Here is a 16575-nt window from a genome sequence, read left to right as displayed (position 1 = left end):
CAATTAATCCAAATTTAAAATTTTCATAAACTAAATTATCTATCAGAATTATGATTTCTATAAGCTTCAATGTTTCATCCTAAAAAGCTAAGATCATTGAAATAGTTTTCGCGACTTCTTTCTGATAAACACCTTTTGTGATCCTATATGAATAGTGAGGTATATCACTCTCAATAATATTGGGTTGTCCATTCGCAAATAATGCTTTAAATAATTTATTGAAACCTTCGTAAGCTCTAGGATATTTAGGGCAAGTTGCTATGAGAATCTGCGGTTGAGCCTCATTTATAATATTTTTAGCTAAAAAAGGGATATCCTTTTGAATTTCTTTAACATCTAAAATATATGACATTAAGTGTAAAGTCATATCAGCAAAAGGATGTAGATTAAGATTGATGTTGGCTAATTTGTATGTGTGAGTAGAAATATTAATACTTATCGAATGTTTAAATGCGAACAAAGTAATAAGGTAAGCGGCATTATTAATGCTGATAGCTGATGGCTCAATTAAATGTATATTAAGATGAATTTTGTGTTTCTTCTGCTTAGCTATAAAATCCAATAATGCAATGGTAGCTATACCTTGTCCACATCCATAGTCAACAATATTATATACGTTATAATCATCAGACGTATCAATAAAAAAATTATCATTTAAAACTTTTGTAAAAGTTAAATAGTGTTGCAATCCATAGGCTGCATTATAAAAGCTCGTTTCCTTCTCAGACTCTAATGGGAGAGTGGCTCGATTGGTCCGATTAGCAAACTCCTCATATTTAAGATTGGATAAGCTTTCTGAATAGTGCTTAGCAAATGTATTATAGAAGCCTAAAAATCCCTCTGTTGAAATTGCAGCACTCGCAACATTAAGCAAATCGACGTCAGTTGAATCCCTTGGCTTAAAGCCTAATTCTTCAAGTAAAGAAGTTAAATACAAATCCATCATAATTATTTCAATAAATCTCTAATAATTTCACTTAGAATCGCAATGTCTACAATTCATATTTGCCAATCCCATAATACTTCATCAAGTTTTCTAAAATTTTTAATTTCAAAGAAATGGATATATCCATTTTAGGATGTAATTTTGCACTTAAAGCTATTAAAAAATCTTGAGCACTATCAAGGTGAGGTGTGTCAAGTTTCAGTGTCCCTATATACTCTTTAGAATCTATTCCACTTTCAAGTGCAAAATTTTTAGCTTGCTCATTCCCTTGTCGGGCACCATCTAACTCTTGCAATATAAAATTGTAAGCGTCTATTCTTCTTGTTAAATAATCACGAATCAATATTTGAGAAAATCTAAGGGCAGCATAGTCAATCCCATCTTCCTGTATTCTTTTCAAAAGCTCTGGGTCATTGCAAGGTTTTTTGTTAAAAATATTAAACATTTGTCACCTGATTAGATATTAAGGTCAATTTAATTTAAAATAAAAATATAGATACTTGAAAATGCAACGTTCAATAATGGCTAGTTGATTAAAGGCTTAAATTTAATGCAATTCACAACTTTCTTGTAGGTTGCGTGTGCGATAAGTCTGTGTTTCATTGATTGCTAACTTAAAAATTAGCAATCACATTACTGAAACGTCCTGGTTTTATCGGAGAAAGATTGTCTTGAGTCAGGCAGCCTGACGATAAAAGTCTTGGAATGGATCATCACATAATCCCAAATAAATTTTGTATCCTGGAAGATACTGATTATACTAGCGAAGCTAGTTTCGATAAAGATTACTAATTTATGTCTATAAAGAAAGTAGAACAGGAAACAGCAGTATTAGATAAATTTAAAGATTTTTTGATTCATCATGACAATACTTTTGGACTAATTTTTCAGCCAGATCCCTGTGGAGACGTTGACAAACAAAGCAGTGGATAAAAAAGCTTTCATAGCTACCTCATTATTAAATATTTAAGTAGAAATCGTTCTAAACGTTAAATTAATGCGATTAGATTTAACCTTTTTTTGCTTGGGTACACTATGTTGCCAATGATGCTGCAACGCTCCTGCCATAACTAAAACACTGCCATGATGCAGGGGCAGTTCAATTTTTATGTCATGATCCTCTTTTAGCCTGAGTAAGAAACGTCGAGACTCCCCAAAATTTATCGAAGCAATCAACGGATTTACCCCCAGTTCCTTTTCAGCATCCGTATGCCAACTAATATAATCTTCACCCGAGCGGTACCAATTTAATAGCACACTATTAAATTGGCGTCTACAGATAGGTGCTAGTTGAGAACGTAACCAATTAAGCTCTTCTGTCCAAGGCTTAGGCTGCAAAGTAATGCCTGAATAGGTATAAGGTCGATCGCTATCGCCATACCAAGCCGAGATTCTTGGCAGCTTATGCGTTTTGCCATACATACTAATGCTATCTTGATGCCAAGCTATATTGGTAAACGGTCTATCATTAAGAGCATCATCATGCTGCCAGTCATATTCTTTCGAATTAATGCCATCGCAAGCTAAAAAATAATCAATGAACTTATCACTGGTCGCTTGATCAAAAAAGCAAGGCGCATAATACAATCTACCAAACGGTACATGAATGACAATGCCTTTACCATCTTCATGCAGATGTGCATCAAAGGCAGTGTCTTGAAACTTGTCGTTAGTAATCATGTCTGCTAGGCTGTTGGCTGGTTCGAGTTCAGAAAATAAGTCCATTACCTATTCCTTAAGCCGCCAAATCTAAACTAATAGAGTTATCAACTTCTAATAAAAATCCGATGGCATCCGCGATATGGGTACCAAAACTTTTTTGGCAAATATTATAGCGATGGTGCGGTAGGTAGTACTCTTTAATGGGTGTTTTTTTAGCAGTTAATTGAATTGATAGTAAATTAAAACCTCGTTTGCCTTCTGTCTTGTTTATATCAGTGGCCACAATAAAATTCTTACCAGGAAAATCTTTGATTTGGTCAGTGATGGTTAATATTTCTTCCTGGACACTCTTAATATCTAAGACATATGACATTAAATGAATCGTATCGTAATTATTAGAAAACTCAGGCAATGTGACTTCAGAAAAAAAGCAGTTTTGGGTATTTAAACTGATTTTAAAGCCAAGTTGTTTTGATCGAGCAGTAATCTTATAAACTGCAATTTCCAAAGCAATGCTTGATTGTTCAATTAAATGAATATTCAATTTGGTTGATTTAGGATTACAAGACTTAGCAATAAAATCTAACGTTGCTAGAGTAGCTGTACCTTGTCCACAGCCATAATCGATAAGATTTATTACAGTATCTTCTTCACTAAAGATAAGGCGATCTTTTAAAACTCGACTAAAGGTCAGATAGTGGCCTTTGTCATATGCCAAACTAAAGAATAACGCATCATTTACGCTAGTGAGTGGCAACGTTGCTCCATCGGTACGATGGATAAATGATCGATACGTGGTAGGCAAATTTGGTACTAATTGATCTGCCAAGCTATCGTAGAAGCCTTCAAAACCATCTTTAGCCATATTGAGACAAGCATTTTTGATAATAGTGTGCATAAAATAATTCCTGAATAGATGTTTTACTAAATATATTTAAAAAAACGATTTGAACTCATTGCGTTGGATAAATGATTAATATTAATAACTCAAGTAACTAGATTTGTTGTAAGTAGTAATAATTGCGTCACCACTACAAACGACTACCACACCTTTTTTGTCACATATACGCTTTGCAACTGAGTAATCTTTTTGCAAGCCTTCTAATTTCTTATTCACTAAATTCACTACATTAAAGTTTTTAAATTTTTTATGTAGCTGCTCAAACTTACGTACTTCTTTTTTAAGTGTTTTAACCTGTAGTTGAGCAGCTTTGTGATTGATTACATACTTATCTCCTTCTATATCACCGAAATCTAAAGTGAAAAGAACCATAGAATTGTCAATACCGCGGTCGTTCATACGTCTATGTAAATGCGTAGTTTTGTGCATGATGGCTCCTATTTTCTTTATCGTGTTATTATCTTTAAAAGATAATAACATTAAAAATATAATTATATAAATAATATTTATATATTTAAAATATAAATATCTTGTGTTAAGATATGTCTTATAAATTAGTGATTAGGATGTTTTATGAAAGAAACTTCGACTACTTCTTTAAGTAATGTGATTGGCTGTATTTTTAAAAATTTGAGATACGAAAGAGGAGTTGATCAAGATCTTGTTGCTCTTAGACTCAACTTATCAGTGTCAACAATTTCTAAGATTGAGCTAGGTAACGTCAGTGTGACAGTGGATACCATTTATAGACTTTGCGAACTGTTCGGTATTGAAATGGTAGACTTTTTCATTTACTTAGAAAAAGCTAAAAATTTCCTTAGCGAGTCTGGCGTTAAAGTGTACGTTGATAAAAGCATGAATGTTAAAGGAGTCGAAAAGCGATCTGTATCTTATGAGATTGAAAAAAAATATGAAGGTATTGGAGAAGAAGGTGCTATTCTTCCCTATAATGCAATAGATTTGAATAAGCTGATGAATTTTCCGAGTATTGAGGCTGCACTTAGCGTTAAGAAAGATGATTTATCTAAAACAATAAAACCTGACGATAACACTTCAAGCAATCAGGAATCAGACAAACCAGTTGCGTCAGATGAGAAAGCTAAAGTCGAGAAGGCTGAGAAGCTAAAAAGTTATACTTTGCCAATTCTACACATCAAGCAGCTTTATATTTTACTTGAAGAATTTTTTGAGAAAAATTCAATTCCTTTAAACGCTTTTCTTCAAAAAAACATTGAGGAAATGTATGAAATCGCTGCGGAAAAGCGAAAATTGTATGAAATGAATCAAAGTAAATAATTATAAGAATATAATAGCTTTGGAAAAACCATACTATCTAGGCTGTGTCCCGTATTTAAAGCAACTATTTCTTAAATATAAACAATAAGCTGTTCTATTTTAGGGGAGATTTGCACTCAAACATTTATTATTTTGTATAATAACTCGTTTTGTCATAAATACATTGGACAATTTCGACGTGAAAAACTAGGTAATTTTACTGAATTTTAGCATTGTTAGTTTTATAAAAATGCTAAATTCAAGGAAGAAGTATGAACTTTGTCGATGTCGAACCTACCCTAGAAAACTACTGGCGAGCGATTATTTTATTTGGTAAAAATACCGCCTCTTACAAATTTGCCCTTGCCAAGAGTCTTATTGATATCAGTCTTGAGCGAAAGTCAGATTTGATCACCCTTGATGACTTAGCCCTACCCTACGCACTGCACCTTGCCGAACACCTTAAGCACAGCCCAAAACAAAGTACCGCTAAAACCAGTCAATTTATCCAAGCATGCCAAGGTTATAATGAAGGCAACATTGACGAAGATAAGCTGATTCAAATCACCAAAAAAGAAGGCTTTAAATACGTTTTAGACGCTTTTCATGTGGTCAATACCAAAGCGATTACTGAGCGATTTTATGACGTCGTGAATGAAGAGTTTTTTATTGATGAACGCAAATTTAACAAAGGGATTCGCTTAACCGATAACTTATTTAAACTGTTTTATGTGTATGACAACTCGGCAAAAGATTTAAACCAAGAGACCGAATCTCGTTGGAACTTGGTTGAAAAAGCATGGGAACTCAATATCAATAAAAATCTCATTGCAGTCGAGTTCGATCAAGAAACCAAAGAGCTTTTTACCCACGATACCAAACACAATCGAACCAATATTACCACCTCTCGTGGCGCGTTAAATGGCTATCAAAAAAGTCGCTGTTTTTACTGCTTTAAAGAAATCAGTATTTCATCAGTGGATGACCTACTGGCAGACGTTGACCATTTTTTTCCACATCTATTAAAACCACAAGTGGCAACCGCAGGCTGTTGTCGCCATGTCAATGTGGATGGGGTTTGGAACTTGGTGTTATCGTGTCCAGAATGCAATCGTGGCGAGAATGGAAAATTTGCCCAAGTACCGAGCCTTGAACTGCTTGAACGCCTTCATACTCGCAATGAATATTTAATTGGCAGTCATCACCCCCTGCGGGAAACGCTGATTATGCAAACGGGGAATACGGAGCGTGATAGAAAGTATTTTTTGGATAAGTCCTATCGCTTTTCTAAAATCAATTTGATACATGTGTGGCAACCTAAAGCACAAGGTACGAGTATCTTTTGATGACCACAATTGATTTTTACCAGACCCATGCTAAAGATTTTTTTAGCCAAACGATTAACGTCGATATGCAAAACGTGTATCAGCCGTTTTTAGAACGTTTACCCAATGGTAAGCAAACTATTTTGGACGTTGGTTGTGGCTCTGGGCGTGATAGTATTTTTTTTGCCAACCAAGGCTTTGATGTTACCGCTATTGATGGCTCACAGAATTTAATCGATTTAGCCAAACAAACGGATAATCGTATCAATTGGCAATGTTTAACTTTTGATAAAATCGCTAATCAAAACTGGCAAAATCGATTTACAGGTATTTGGGCGTGTGCGTCTTTGCTTCATGTAACTTTTGAAGAATTGCCTCAAATTTTAAATGATTTAATCGGTTGTTTAAAACCCAATGGCATTCTCTATGCTTCGTTTAAATACGGTGATAGCGAGCGGGACAAGGAGGGTCGATTTTTTTGTGATATAAATGAAGAGCGTTGGCAACTTGTTGAACTAAAATTGCAATCTGCCGAACACTTAAAAATTTGGCAGACTATTGATAATCGTGTGGCTAGACAGGAAATTTGGTTGAATGTCCTACTTCAGCATATGCCTATCACCATTGATTAAGAAATTTATAGCTCAAAATATTTATCATCCTGCAGTTGTACCATATAGGCAAAAAATCGTAGTAGACTTGAGAACTTATAATAAAACCGTTTTGAATGGGTGTCTTTGATTTTAATGCCAAATGTAATCGTTGTAGGGGCATTTCGACGTTTATGAGTCATTTTAGCTTGTAAACTAGTTTCAAAATCATATAGCCTTATTTGCGATACTCTCCCTCTTCTGCTACGCCGATTTTGAGCTATTTGCTTCAAGCGAGTGGTTTCTTTTTCACAAGCATTGGCAATGATTTGGCTTAATGGCTCATGGCAACTATACATACAATTATTTAGACCGAAAATTTGTTCGGATAGCGATAAAAATCTATCAAATTCAATAAGTTCTTGGTAAGTTTTTCTGAACGTGATAGTTGCATGAGCTGTGCTGACTTTATGGGTGATTAATTCAATAAACCATTGCCAATCATCAGGTTGTTGTTGACGGATAAAACTTGCTCTCGTCATTATTTGGCGTAGCATTCGCCTTTCTACATACAAATCGATAAGCATTGGTGAAACTCGATTATCTGTTGCCACAAAACGGCGAGCACCACGTGTCGTTTTGATATGTGATAGGGCTATGGCTCGTTGGCTTAGAGTCTTTATATCTGCTATCGGCATGCGTAGCTGGGTGGCAATATCATCGTTTTCTACTTTTTGTTCAAAATGACCCAATAAAGCTAATAGCTTATTAATGCCATAACGCCCGAATAGCTCGTGACTATTCGGTAGCGAGTTATCCAAGATATCAGCGAATTGGCTGTAATCATAGCCAAAATCTGCTAATGTCGAACTATGCTTTGTTCCCAGTATTTTACGATAAAGCCATTTTTGCATGTCCAATAGCTTAATCATACCGTCATTCACAGTAATATTGTTATCTAGCAGATTCTGTGTGCTAATATGGGTAAGATTTTTAATGAGTGTCAATGGTAAACTTGGATTGGCTTTGGATATTTCATAAGTCGCAGACAGCATGGCAAAATGATTGTAATATTCAATCCCCCGCTCAGGTGAGATATGCCCTGCAAGCCCTGAGACCATGTACCATTTAAACTGACTGAATTCACCTCGCCGTAGTAAAGCATCTTTAATGCGAATCACCTCATTTTCACTAAACCCTGTTATTGCACTTGCTAGCGACACATCACTGGTTAAGATAAGACTAAAATTGCTGATGGCAGTATGTCGAAAACCATGGAAATTAAAGGTTTTTTCTATTAGGCTGATATCTGTGACCAGCTGTTTTAAAAACTGCGTTGGTAAATGTTGGCTCAGGCTTTGGGTATTGTAAGAAAGCGTAAAAATTAATTGTTGCTTATTGCGTCCACGATTGGCTTGTATATAGTCGATAAAAAAGTTAAGTTCTGCTTCAGAAAGCAGTGCGTATAAGGGTAATCGACGTGTACTCACTTCCGTTTTTAACCGTCTATGATTGTTAGGGCGAATAATAATACAGGGTTTGCCGCTGTCCAAATTCTCTATATCACTATATCGCAGTCCTACCAGTTCCATTTTGCGTGCCCCTGTTCGCATCGCTAACAGATAAAGCAATATCAACATATCTGCATCTAGTGGATCGATGTTTTTTCGTATTTGTTGGACGATAGCTTGAAAATAATTGGGTGAAATCCATTCAACACGCACTTTTCTTTTTCTTTTTGCTTCAGGAATGTTGGCTTCAGCTATTAGGTATTTATCATTTTTATGAGCAAAGTTATGCAAACGCTGTAGACAGTTAGCGGGATAGCCAATATCGATGTTTTCCAGCTTACTTTTTTTAAAGTCTATGATTTTCTCATACATGCTTTCAAAATCATCACTTGTCCAATTAAATAAATCCTCGCCAACTGTATACCACAGCCAATCATAACCCATGGCTGATAGATATTTTTCAACCGAGCTTGTTTGAATGGGCCTATCCGCTGATAATAAAGAAATAATCCAATCAATTAAAATTTGCTCGGCAACGTGGTTGAAAGTGTGGCTTAGACTTTTTAAATCTTCAACATGAAGTTCTAGTCGTCTTCTGTGCGTTAATACCCTATTTTCACCAATGCGTAATTTCGAATATTTGGTTCTAAAAATATCTATGATTTCTTGAATCAAATCTGAATGACGAATTTGGGCATTGATAGCAATTGCTTGCTGATTGCTCCAATTTACAGTATTTGTCACCGTTGAATTTAAATTGTTTAAATCATAGGTTCTGTTGGGATAATTAAACTTATTGAAGGTTAGAAGGTCAAAATCCTGATTGGGCAGTCCACAGGTCTCAAGGGTTCCTTGAAGCACCCCCACCGAGGTCTGATTGATACGAACATTATCTGTATTTTCCCAACAGTAACTTGCATATTTTAAAAGGGTTGGTAACTCACCAAATTTTCGAAGTTCTTGCAGTAACAACGATTTAAAAAAATACTGCAAAATTTCGTTTATAGGCTTATTCACGTAAGTATGAGTAATAGTTTGGGGAATTTTTCTGACGACTACAAGCCAAAGTTGACTTATGAGGTCAACACAGATTTGTTGTGAGTTATATAGCGTTTCATCCACGCGTTCATTGCCATAATTTTCACTCTCATAACGGATTTTTGCGATAATTCGATGATTAATGAAAGGTTGTAAGTCATCACTAACCACCGTTTTGAGCCAAGCTAAGAGCATTTTTTTATCATTAATTGCCCCAAAAACGATACCCGAAAACAGCAAACTACCGATTGCCATTTTTTGGTGATGAGCGTCTTTATTAACTGTCTTAAAAAAATCCTCTTGCACCCAGTAATCAAGCACTAGTTTGACTATTTTATTTACTTCCATTCCTTTAGTGACCCAAAACTCGTCCATTCTGAGAGTATTGGGCTTATATTGAGCTTTTTGTGGTGGGGCAGGCTCTGCGTAGTAGTGATTTTTTAGTCGCGTCGTTTTGTTTTTTTGTTCAATAAAATCAGTAAGAAGACGCATGCTGATGAGATAATCCGCTTCAAGCAGTCCATAATTCTCATCCACCCATTCATTGGCTTGCCTCAAAAACAGGGTAAAACCTTGAGCATTTAGACCTGTAAAATCTTTAACCAGTTTTGCCTTGTAATCTTTGAATTCGTCTGCTGACTTGCCTTGTTGTCGGAATTTTTCCTCTAATTTTTTTAGCTGTTTGGCATTTATTTTTTGGGAATGATTGGCAGTATCTTGATATTTAGCTTGAGAAAGAAGAGCAAGCCACAGTTTTTCAAATTCTGTAAAGACGGTTATTTTTTGATAAATAAACGGGTAAGGAAATGGCTCAGGTAAAATCGGTAAGGGCACCAAATATTTTTTGGCTACTTTTTTAAATGTTAAATTTTTTAATTGCATAAGTCTATTTCTCGCAATTTATTTAAAATCTGCTTTTCAACATCCTTTGTTTCGTAAATATCTAAATCTCTCGCAATGTCATCAAAGATGATGGCTTGGTCTTTAATATCTGATTTGCTGAGGCTTGAGAACTCACCTAACGCTTCCTGCATAAATCGCTCATGCCCGATAATGGCATTAATCAGTGGCATGGGAATTTTACGTTTTTCAAGTTGCGTGCGTACAAAATGTCTGGTCCAGTAAGGGGTCAAGTCTAGTATGGGTTTCATCATTTCCCACACTTGCCCACGCTTAATACTGCTAATTTTTTCAAAAGTCTCTGTAATTAAATTTAGGAGTTGATGGTTTTCACTCGTGCCTGATGACATGCCAAATAGGATATTTTCGATTTTGTGGCGAATGAGCTCGTTAGCAATATTTTGATGGCGGAAATCTGACAAAAATCGTTTGTAAATATGCAAATATTCAATCACTATTTTGCCAAGTGGAACGAGGCGATGGCTTTTGACTGAGCGATTGGGTTTGTCGTCAATCATCAGCCATCCCATTTCTAAATCAATATTTTGAATAGCACTGATCTTGTTGTTCGGTCTAATGCCTGTTAAGACACAAAATATTATCCAGGTGTAAATACTAAATGAATTGAATAGTTGAAGTTGATTGCTTGAACCCATAACCCATTTTCGTAATTGAGCTAAGGTAGCTTTGACAAATTCTATCTTTAGAGCAAATTGAGAGCCCGTTGAAAAATTCTTTGTATTCCAAAGATAATCTAAGTTAAGCAGATTATCTTGATTGAGCCATATCATCGCGTCACGATAACAATTGACGAGATCCAAATTTTCATGACTGCTATAAAACATAGCAGGTGCTTCGCCCGATGAAATACGACAGATGATTTCGCTTGTATGGCTGTCCGCGGTCAGAATATAGCTACTCAAGACCACTTGAAGCGACGATTCAATTCGCCAGTTTGACAAGTAGACTAACCCCAATTCTTCTCTTACATTGGATAGATAGTCTTGAATTTGTGTCAAATTGGGCATTTCTTCTAAAGAAAGTAAATAATTCGGCAATTTGTGCGGTAAAGGAATTTCAACTTTATCAAATTCATTTTCATGTATATTACTATCGTAGCTTCTCTTTGGACGGGTAATACCGAGCAAAAATATGATGGTGGCTTTTCTAGGAGAAACGTTAAAAATTCCTAAATCTTTCAAAAACGCTTTACTGGTAAAGGCTTCAACACGAGAAGCTGACAGCATTGATAATAAACAAACTGACGCACAACTTTTCTTCAACTCGATTGTATCTTCACGAATCGGTTCATGTAACTTTGCATCCCGGACAAAAACGCTAAAAATTTCTTTATAGCTAATTTCACTCAAAACGGTGGGACTGGTGATAAGTGCTATTTCTCTCAAACTGATATTAAGCTGCTGGACATCTAGCTCTTTAAGTTGTAGCAGTTGGCTCTGAGCATACAACTTATCTTGATAAGCCAGATTTTTATGGATGGGCTTACCTAATGTATCGAAAAACTCATTAATATCAATAGGTTTGCCGTTCTTATACTGGTCTTGATATGCTATGCTTGAAAAAAATACTTTGCTAAAGCCTTGCAGATTATTTTCCATATCATACGGCTGGAATTTTACTAGGCTTGGATTAAAATAACTTGGCACATCAGCACGAAAGCCTTTATCACTTTTTTGATAGATTGCTATATTCTTCGGCTTATGTAATTTATCTTTCGGTTCTTTATCTTTTTCCTCTTTTTCGTCCTTTTCAACTTTATTAATCTCTTTTGTTATTTCTCTTGCATGTCTGTGCCCAGAAATAAGCTCTAGATAAAGAGAAAACTTTAGAACTTGATTTACTTTTTGTTTTTTCCCCTTATCGCGATCTTTACTGTCTGCAGGTGGTTCAATGCGTTTGATTAGCTGAGGAAAGTAAGAAATTAAATTTATAAAGCTTAAATCTTTTTCAACACTAATTGTCGGAAATTCATCATAAAGCCATGTATAGACTGCTGTCTTGCGAATGAGTGGCATTTTAAAACGCACAATAATATCTTTGTAATAAGACATTCTGCCAAGGGCTTTCATCACAATTGCGAGGTAAATTCCTATTTTTAGCCAACTTATTTGATGAGGCGTTAACCTCTCTTTATGTAATAATATTAATAGATGGACAATTGGTGGCTGTTTGCTTAGGGTTCTTACTTTTTGTAAATTTTCCGATTTAAAAAAATCTAACGGTTTAAAAGTTATAATTCTGTGTATCAGCAATGTATTAACGTCATAATGAGTTAGTAATTTTTGACTCTCCAAAGCAATATTTATAAGTTCGCTTAATGTGCTTTTAACATCTTCATTATTAATTGTAATGTCTGTTAATTTTAGCTTACCCTCCTTAAACCCTTCACTAGAAAGAATTTCGGAAATAAGATCTCTAAATTCATTGACGTTATAAATTTTCAGCCCATTTTTTTTATTATTTCGATTAGCCATTATTCTGCTCTTTTAAAAGTTGCTAGCGAGATATTGAGAAGCGAGCAATATTGCACTATTGAGAAAGTGTTTTTTTTAAATAAAGTTTGACAAGCGTTTTTATTCAAAGATTTTTTGACATCGTTATAAATTGTTTTGATCGGCAGAGATTTTTTGTGGCGTATAATCACTGCAATCAGTTCATTAAATATCACAATGAAATCAAATTTGGATTTTTCGGATTTTTCAATCGTCAGATTAAGGGGCAAAAACTTTTCTAATTCATAAGAGAACAAACTATAATAAATGAGAATTTTGTTTTCTATCTGCCAGTAGCCATCTGCAGTTATATGAATTCTTATAGGTTCAGTTGAAAGTATAGTTAGTTCTTCCCTCAGTGCTTCGTTCGAAATCTTGCATACAATCCAGTGATGATAAATCGTATAAACCCATATAGCCTCTGACGCTAGGCTCGTTTTTTTTAGTTGAAGTTGTTTTGGCGTAGTCGATTGCATGTGAATTAGAATGTAGTTTGACTTTTTTAAGCGAGTATTATTTAATGCTTAATATACACAATTGAATTTTTTAAATCAAGGTATATACACAAATGAGTATAAATGAAAGATTAAAGCTAGTTTGTCAAGAGAAAGAACTAAACATAAAAGGATTAGCTGAAATAACAGGAATGCCCTATCGAACTGTTCAAAGTTATTTAAATGGCGATAGAGAACCCAATGCTGAGGGATTGAGAACTCTTTGCACACGTTTAGGAATAAACATTAGTTGGCTATTAACAGGCGAAGGTGAACATTTTATTAATAGTAATCCAAGAGTCGTCACGATAGATGACGATGAACACACGATACTATCTATCTACCGTGACTGTAGTCAAACGGGGAAATTTGTTATATTAGAGTCGATAAAGTCTATGAAAGATGTTCCGGCACTACATGATAATAATTTAGTGATTAAACCGTTGTCTTTATGACAGATTAATTTTAAAAAAAATTATTTACCCAGAGCTAAGAGATTTTATAAGAACTTTTAAAAAAGGTAATGATCATTAGATGTAAAATGTTTATAAAAACAGCCAAAAAAAATACCACCAGTGGTTTGGCGGTATTTTTTAATGGAAGTGAAAATCTCAAAATGGGCATTCATCGTCACTAAGCATATTAAGAGAGTTTAAGAAATCATTCAATCTTACTACGCCCCTTTTTTTGAATTTTTGGCATTCTTGACATTCCCAAGTTATGAAATTATTTGAATTTGGCAAATTACACGGCTTGTATAGTTCATACATCCTTCCGCAATGTCTACATCTGATACTTGAATCATAAGCCTTGACTTTCATTAGGCTTGAAAACAACTCTTCAAAGGTAACATTGTATCGATGACAGATTTGTTGAATGTGCCATTCTAGTGAAAAGTCAAATGGGATATAAGGGTAATAAGGTCGCCAATAATCTTGGCACATTTGTAATGATTGACCGGTTAACATGCCATTGGTAAGTAGATGAATACGCATAATAGCTCCTTACATAAAATTAGGGATCGCTTTTTGAAAAAGATGACGTAGTTGGCGATAACGCTCATCATCAGTTTCATCTTCATCAATTAGAGGCAATTGTTTTTGTGCCCATACTCTGACAGCACGTTGTCCATTTAGTCTGGTACTCACTTTTAAAAAGCTTGCTAAGTCTTGGTCTGCTGTAATGCCATACTCAAAAATTAACTTGTTGCCTAAGTCGCGTGCCTCAGCGGTAACAAAGTATTTTTTATTTTTGGTTGTTTGTTGGACTAGATTTTGAAAATCGATAAATTCCATGTTTCTACCTCAAATTATTGGTTATTTTGATGAATGTTTTGATTGGCAGGTTGACTACTGGCGATGAGGGCTTCAAACGCACTGCCGTCTTGTCTGGTATTGTTGGGCACATAACGGCTATAGACTTTAAATAACATCATGGTATTAGCATGTCCCATTTGCTTGGCAATCCATTCGGGTGCCTCCCCTGCGGCAAGCCAAAGCGTGGCTGCGGTGTGTCGGGTTTCATAGGCACGGCGATGTTTTAACCCTAAATTTTTAAGTGTAGGTGTCCAGATTCGTCGATTGATACTGCGATAATCGAATGGATTACCTCGGTTATCACAAAACACGAATTTTGAACGCCCAGAGGTCACTTTATACTGAGCTTGTAGGGCTTCATATACCCAAGGTGACATAGCAATATCGCGTGTTGATTCAAGCGTTTTTGGCTCGCCCAATTCTCCTTCCACCAATGCTCTTCTGACATGGATTTCCTTTCGATTGAAATCGATGTCTTGCCACAGTAATCCGTCTATTTCACTGGTTCGCATACCTGTAAAAAATCGCACCGTGTAATAATTTTTGTAGTCTTCACGGACGTTGTTAATGAATAACCATACTTCACTTAACGAAAATGGCATGATTTCTCGTTTTGAGAGCTTTAAATTTTTGATATCCTCACTGGGATTCTCAAATTTATAGCGTTTTGAAGCTTCTTCCAGTATCATATGAAGGGTCATCATAATCGAGTTAATTCTGGTGGCAGACAAGGTGTTGTTAGCTTTACCGTGATTCACTTTGGCGAGGGAGGCACGAAAAGCTAACACATCTGCTCTATTGATTGCAGTCAACGCACGATGTCCAAAATGCTTCATCAAGTATTTCTCCAGAATTATGCGTACCTTAATTTGATAGCTCGGACGCCATTCCAGTTTTTTCTCGTCAAACCATAACTTGGCAAAGTCGCCAAACAGCGGTGTATCAGACAAAATCGTATCGGCACGTTCTTTTAACGCCATAAGCTCGTCTGCTTTATTACTTTTGGGGAAATAAGATTTGTAATCAAAAATCCCTAAGGTAATTTCTGCTTCCATTTTTTGAATTACTTTTTCCAACCTTTTGCGGTTGGCAGGATTATCCAAAAGATTGGTCGTTTCTCGGCATCGTTGACCCATAAACATAAAATCAACGAGTAAAAATTTACTGCCCTTTCGGGTACGAATACTTGCCATTTTGATCTCCTTATTGCAGTGTCATTGCATTGACATTACTGGCGAAGGCTTTCTTCATGTCCTTTTCGATTTGCTCCCAAACGTATAAAATTTTGCGACCACCGAACGGACGAATGTAATGAATACCTTCAATCAATACACTGTCTTTGAGTTGATTGCGAATCGTGCGTTGGTCGTATTTGATACGCTGAGAAAGTTCTTCTGTAGTAAGGTAGGTTTGTGTCATAATAGCCTCTTATTCAATGAGAATTAATATATATCGAAATCCTTAATAGTTTTATACAACTATTTTGTTATTCGATAGAAGTACTTTAACGTAAAATATAGTTCAATACAAGTACTTTTTGCAAAATTTAAGGTTTTATTATGATAAAAAGTAATTTACCCGTACTTTTAGCAGAGAGACGGCTGAAAGTTGCTGACTTGATACGTATGACTGATATTAGCAAATCAACCATGCATAAAATTTATAATGACCAAACATCTCGCATTGATTTTGATACCATTGATAAAATTTGTGAGGCATTAGATGTAAATGTTGGTGATATTTTCGAATATGTACCAAATGAAAAAAGTGAAAATTAATATTTAAGTTTCAAATTTTTTTGTATTCAAAATTTTTAGAAAAAACTTATCTCTATTATAATAATTATATATATTATAGAGCCTCTGCAAGCCTTGATAAGCAAGGGTTTGAGAGCAATAAAATGTACTATTAGTTCAAATACGCCTTACAACTCGTTGGAAATCGGCTGACAGTAGGTATGAATTTGCCCCTTGATTAGTTGAGATTGGTGTACAAATTATTGGCTTTATTTCTTAAAGGATTGATTTGATTTTCCTTAATAATTTTTAAAGTACTCAAATTAAAATATTAAGTGAATTTTGTAACTGATATCATTTAACGTCAT

General features: G+C 35.1%; 16 protein-coding genes. 5 read left to right on the top strand and 11 right to left on the bottom strand.

Annotated elements, in window-relative coordinates; translation table 11 throughout:
- Positions 1 to 79: 79 nt before the first annotated feature.
- The 5 genes from RTJ53_RS04630 to RTJ53_RS04610 all read right to left on the bottom strand — a co-directional run bounded on the left by RTJ53_RS04630 (position 80) and on the right by RTJ53_RS04610 (position 3938).
- Positions 80 to 946 (bottom strand): hypothetical protein, encoded by an 867-nt coding sequence (locus tag RTJ53_RS04630; protein ID WP_312276053.1) that lies wholly within the window; start codon positions 944 to 946, stop codon positions 80 to 82.
- 46 nt (positions 947 to 992) lie between these two features.
- Positions 993 to 1391, bottom strand: coding sequence for a hypothetical protein (locus RTJ53_RS04625; RefSeq protein ID WP_159375510.1), 399 nt, complete (start codon positions 1389 to 1391; stop codon positions 993 to 995).
- A gap of 521 nt (positions 1392 to 1912) precedes the next feature.
- Positions 1913 to 2671, bottom strand: coding sequence for an alpha-ketoglutarate-dependent dioxygenase AlkB family protein (locus tag RTJ53_RS04620; protein ID WP_312276052.1), 759 nt, complete (start codon positions 2669 to 2671; stop codon positions 1913 to 1915).
- Between the two features lie 10 nt (positions 2672 to 2681).
- Positions 2682 to 3506 carry a hypothetical protein gene (locus RTJ53_RS04615; protein WP_312276051.1) on the bottom strand — a complete coding sequence of 275 codons (825 nt, stop codon included), beginning with the start codon at positions 3504 to 3506 and terminating at the stop codon, positions 2682 to 2684.
- 81 nt (positions 3507 to 3587) lie between these two features.
- A complete protein-coding gene (locus RTJ53_RS04610) occupies positions 3588 to 3938 on the bottom strand; it encodes a hypothetical protein (RefSeq protein ID WP_312276050.1) in 351 nt (116 codons plus the stop codon).
- Between the two features lie 144 nt (positions 3939 to 4082).
- Between RTJ53_RS04610 and RTJ53_RS04605 the strand changes: the two genes are divergently transcribed.
- From RTJ53_RS04605 to RTJ53_RS04595, 3 genes are all read left to right on the top strand, one after another.
- Entirely contained in the window at positions 4083 to 4805 is a 723-nt protein-coding gene (locus RTJ53_RS04605) for a helix-turn-helix domain-containing protein (RefSeq protein ID WP_159375514.1), read from the top strand.
- 251 nt (positions 4806 to 5056) lie between these two features.
- Positions 5057 to 6130 carry an HNH endonuclease family protein gene (locus RTJ53_RS04600; protein ID WP_312276049.1) on the top strand — a complete coding sequence of 358 codons (1074 nt, stop codon included), beginning with the start codon at positions 5057 to 5059 and terminating at the stop codon, positions 6128 to 6130.
- A complete protein-coding gene (locus RTJ53_RS04595) occupies positions 6130 to 6741 on the top strand; it encodes a class I SAM-dependent methyltransferase (protein ID WP_312276048.1) in 612 nt (203 codons plus the stop codon). The genes RTJ53_RS04600 and RTJ53_RS04595 overlap by 1 nt, the downstream gene beginning before the upstream one ends.
- Before the next feature lie 5 nt (positions 6742 to 6746).
- Here RTJ53_RS04595 and RTJ53_RS04590 read toward each other — a convergent pair whose 3' ends face one another.
- The 3 genes from RTJ53_RS04590 to RTJ53_RS04580 are packed head-to-tail and all read right to left on the bottom strand — an operon-like array spanning position 6747 to position 13137.
- Positions 6747 to 10130 carry a tyrosine-type recombinase/integrase gene (locus RTJ53_RS04590; protein WP_312276047.1) on the bottom strand — a complete coding sequence of 1128 codons (3384 nt, stop codon included), beginning with the start codon at positions 10128 to 10130 and terminating at the stop codon, positions 6747 to 6749.
- The gene (locus RTJ53_RS04585) at positions 10121 to 12643 is read right to left on the bottom strand and encodes a site-specific integrase (protein ID WP_312276046.1); all 2523 of its coding nucleotides are present in this window, start codon (positions 12641 to 12643) and stop codon (positions 10121 to 10123) included. Before RTJ53_RS04585 ends, RTJ53_RS04590 begins: the two co-directional genes overlap by 10 nt.
- Positions 12643 to 13137 carry a hypothetical protein gene (locus tag RTJ53_RS04580; protein WP_312276045.1) on the bottom strand — a complete coding sequence of 165 codons (495 nt, stop codon included), beginning with the start codon at positions 13135 to 13137 and terminating at the stop codon, positions 12643 to 12645. The genes RTJ53_RS04585 and RTJ53_RS04580 overlap by 1 nt, the downstream gene beginning before the upstream one ends.
- 92 nt (positions 13138 to 13229) lie before the next feature.
- Between RTJ53_RS04580 and RTJ53_RS04575 the strand changes: the two genes are divergently transcribed.
- A complete protein-coding gene (locus RTJ53_RS04575; RefSeq protein ID WP_312276044.1) occupies positions 13230 to 13610 on the top strand; it encodes a helix-turn-helix domain-containing protein in 381 nt (126 codons plus the stop codon).
- 549 nt (positions 13611 to 14159) lie between these two features.
- Here RTJ53_RS04575 and RTJ53_RS04570 read toward each other — a convergent pair.
- Genes RTJ53_RS04570 through RTJ53_RS04560 form a run of 3 tightly spaced genes read right to left on the bottom strand, consistent with a single transcriptional unit; the run spans position 14160 to position 15890 of the window.
- Positions 14160 to 14450: a hypothetical protein gene (locus RTJ53_RS04570; protein ID WP_312276043.1), complete on the bottom strand. Its 291-nt coding sequence runs from the start codon at positions 14448 to 14450 to the stop codon at positions 14160 to 14162.
- Positions 14451 to 14464: 14 nt separating this feature from the next.
- Entirely contained in the window at positions 14465 to 15664 is a 1200-nt protein-coding gene (locus RTJ53_RS04565) for an Arm DNA-binding domain-containing protein (protein ID WP_312276042.1), read from the bottom strand.
- 10 nt (positions 15665 to 15674) lie between these two features.
- Positions 15675 to 15890, bottom strand: a complete 216-nt coding sequence (locus RTJ53_RS04560) for a hypothetical protein (RefSeq protein WP_312276041.1) — start codon at positions 15888 to 15890, stop codon at positions 15675 to 15677.
- A gap of 140 nt (positions 15891 to 16030) precedes the next feature.
- On the opposite strand from RTJ53_RS04560, the gene RTJ53_RS04555 reads away from it, so the two are divergent.
- The gene (locus tag RTJ53_RS04555) at positions 16031 to 16249 is read left to right on the top strand and encodes a helix-turn-helix domain-containing protein (protein ID WP_312276040.1); all 219 of its coding nucleotides are present in this window, start codon (positions 16031 to 16033) and stop codon (positions 16247 to 16249) included.
- The last annotated feature ends 326 nt before the right edge of the window (positions 16250 to 16575 follow it).

Origin of the sequence: Moraxella sp. CTOTU46711 (assembly GCF_031975715.1) — a bacterium.
Lineage (GTDB): Bacteria > Pseudomonadota > Gammaproteobacteria > Pseudomonadales > Moraxellaceae > Faucicola.
This window is presented reverse-complemented; position numbering and strand designations above follow the sequence as displayed.

Coding starts and splice junctions, on each gene's coding strand:
- RTJ53_RS04630 (WP_312276053.1), bottom strand. CDS start 946: ATGATGGATTTGTATTTAACTTCTTTACTTGAAGAATTAGGCTTTAAG.
- RTJ53_RS04625 (WP_159375510.1), bottom strand. CDS start 1,391: ATGTTTAATATTTTTAACAAAAAACCTTGCAATGACCCAGAGCTTTTG.
- RTJ53_RS04620 (WP_312276052.1), bottom strand. CDS start 2,671: ATGGACTTATTTTCTGAACTCGAACCAGCCAACAGCCTAGCAGACATG.
- RTJ53_RS04615 (WP_312276051.1), bottom strand. CDS start 3,506: ATGCACACTATTATCAAAAATGCTTGTCTCAATATGGCTAAAGATGGT.
- RTJ53_RS04610 (WP_312276050.1), bottom strand. CDS start 3,938: ATGCACAAAACTACGCATTTACATAGACGTATGAACGACCGCGGTATT.
- RTJ53_RS04605 (WP_159375514.1), top strand. CDS start 4,083: ATGAAAGAAACTTCGACTACTTCTTTAAGTAATGTGATTGGCTGTATT.
- RTJ53_RS04600 (WP_312276049.1), top strand. CDS start 5,057: ATGAACTTTGTCGATGTCGAACCTACCCTAGAAAACTACTGGCGAGCG.
- RTJ53_RS04595 (WP_312276048.1), top strand. CDS start 6,130: ATGACCACAATTGATTTTTACCAGACCCATGCTAAAGATTTTTTTAGC.
- RTJ53_RS04590 (WP_312276047.1), bottom strand. CDS start 10,130: ATGCAATTAAAAAATTTAACATTTAAAAAAGTAGCCAAAAAATATTTG.
- RTJ53_RS04585 (WP_312276046.1), bottom strand. CDS start 12,643: ATGGCTAATCGAAATAATAAAAAAAATGGGCTGAAAATTTATAACGTC.
- RTJ53_RS04580 (WP_312276045.1), bottom strand. CDS start 13,137: ATGCAATCGACTACGCCAAAACAACTTCAACTAAAAAAAACGAGCCTA.
- RTJ53_RS04575 (WP_312276044.1), top strand. CDS start 13,230: ATGAGTATAAATGAAAGATTAAAGCTAGTTTGTCAAGAGAAAGAACTA.
- RTJ53_RS04570 (WP_312276043.1), bottom strand. CDS start 14,450: ATGGAATTTATCGATTTTCAAAATCTAGTCCAACAAACAACCAAAAAT.
- RTJ53_RS04565 (WP_312276042.1), bottom strand. CDS start 15,664: ATGGCAAGTATTCGTACCCGAAAGGGCAGTAAATTTTTACTCGTTGAT.
- RTJ53_RS04560 (WP_312276041.1), bottom strand. CDS start 15,890: ATGACACAAACCTACCTTACTACAGAAGAACTTTCTCAGCGTATCAAA.
- RTJ53_RS04555 (WP_312276040.1), top strand. CDS start 16,031: ATGATAAAAAGTAATTTACCCGTACTTTTAGCAGAGAGACGGCTGAAA.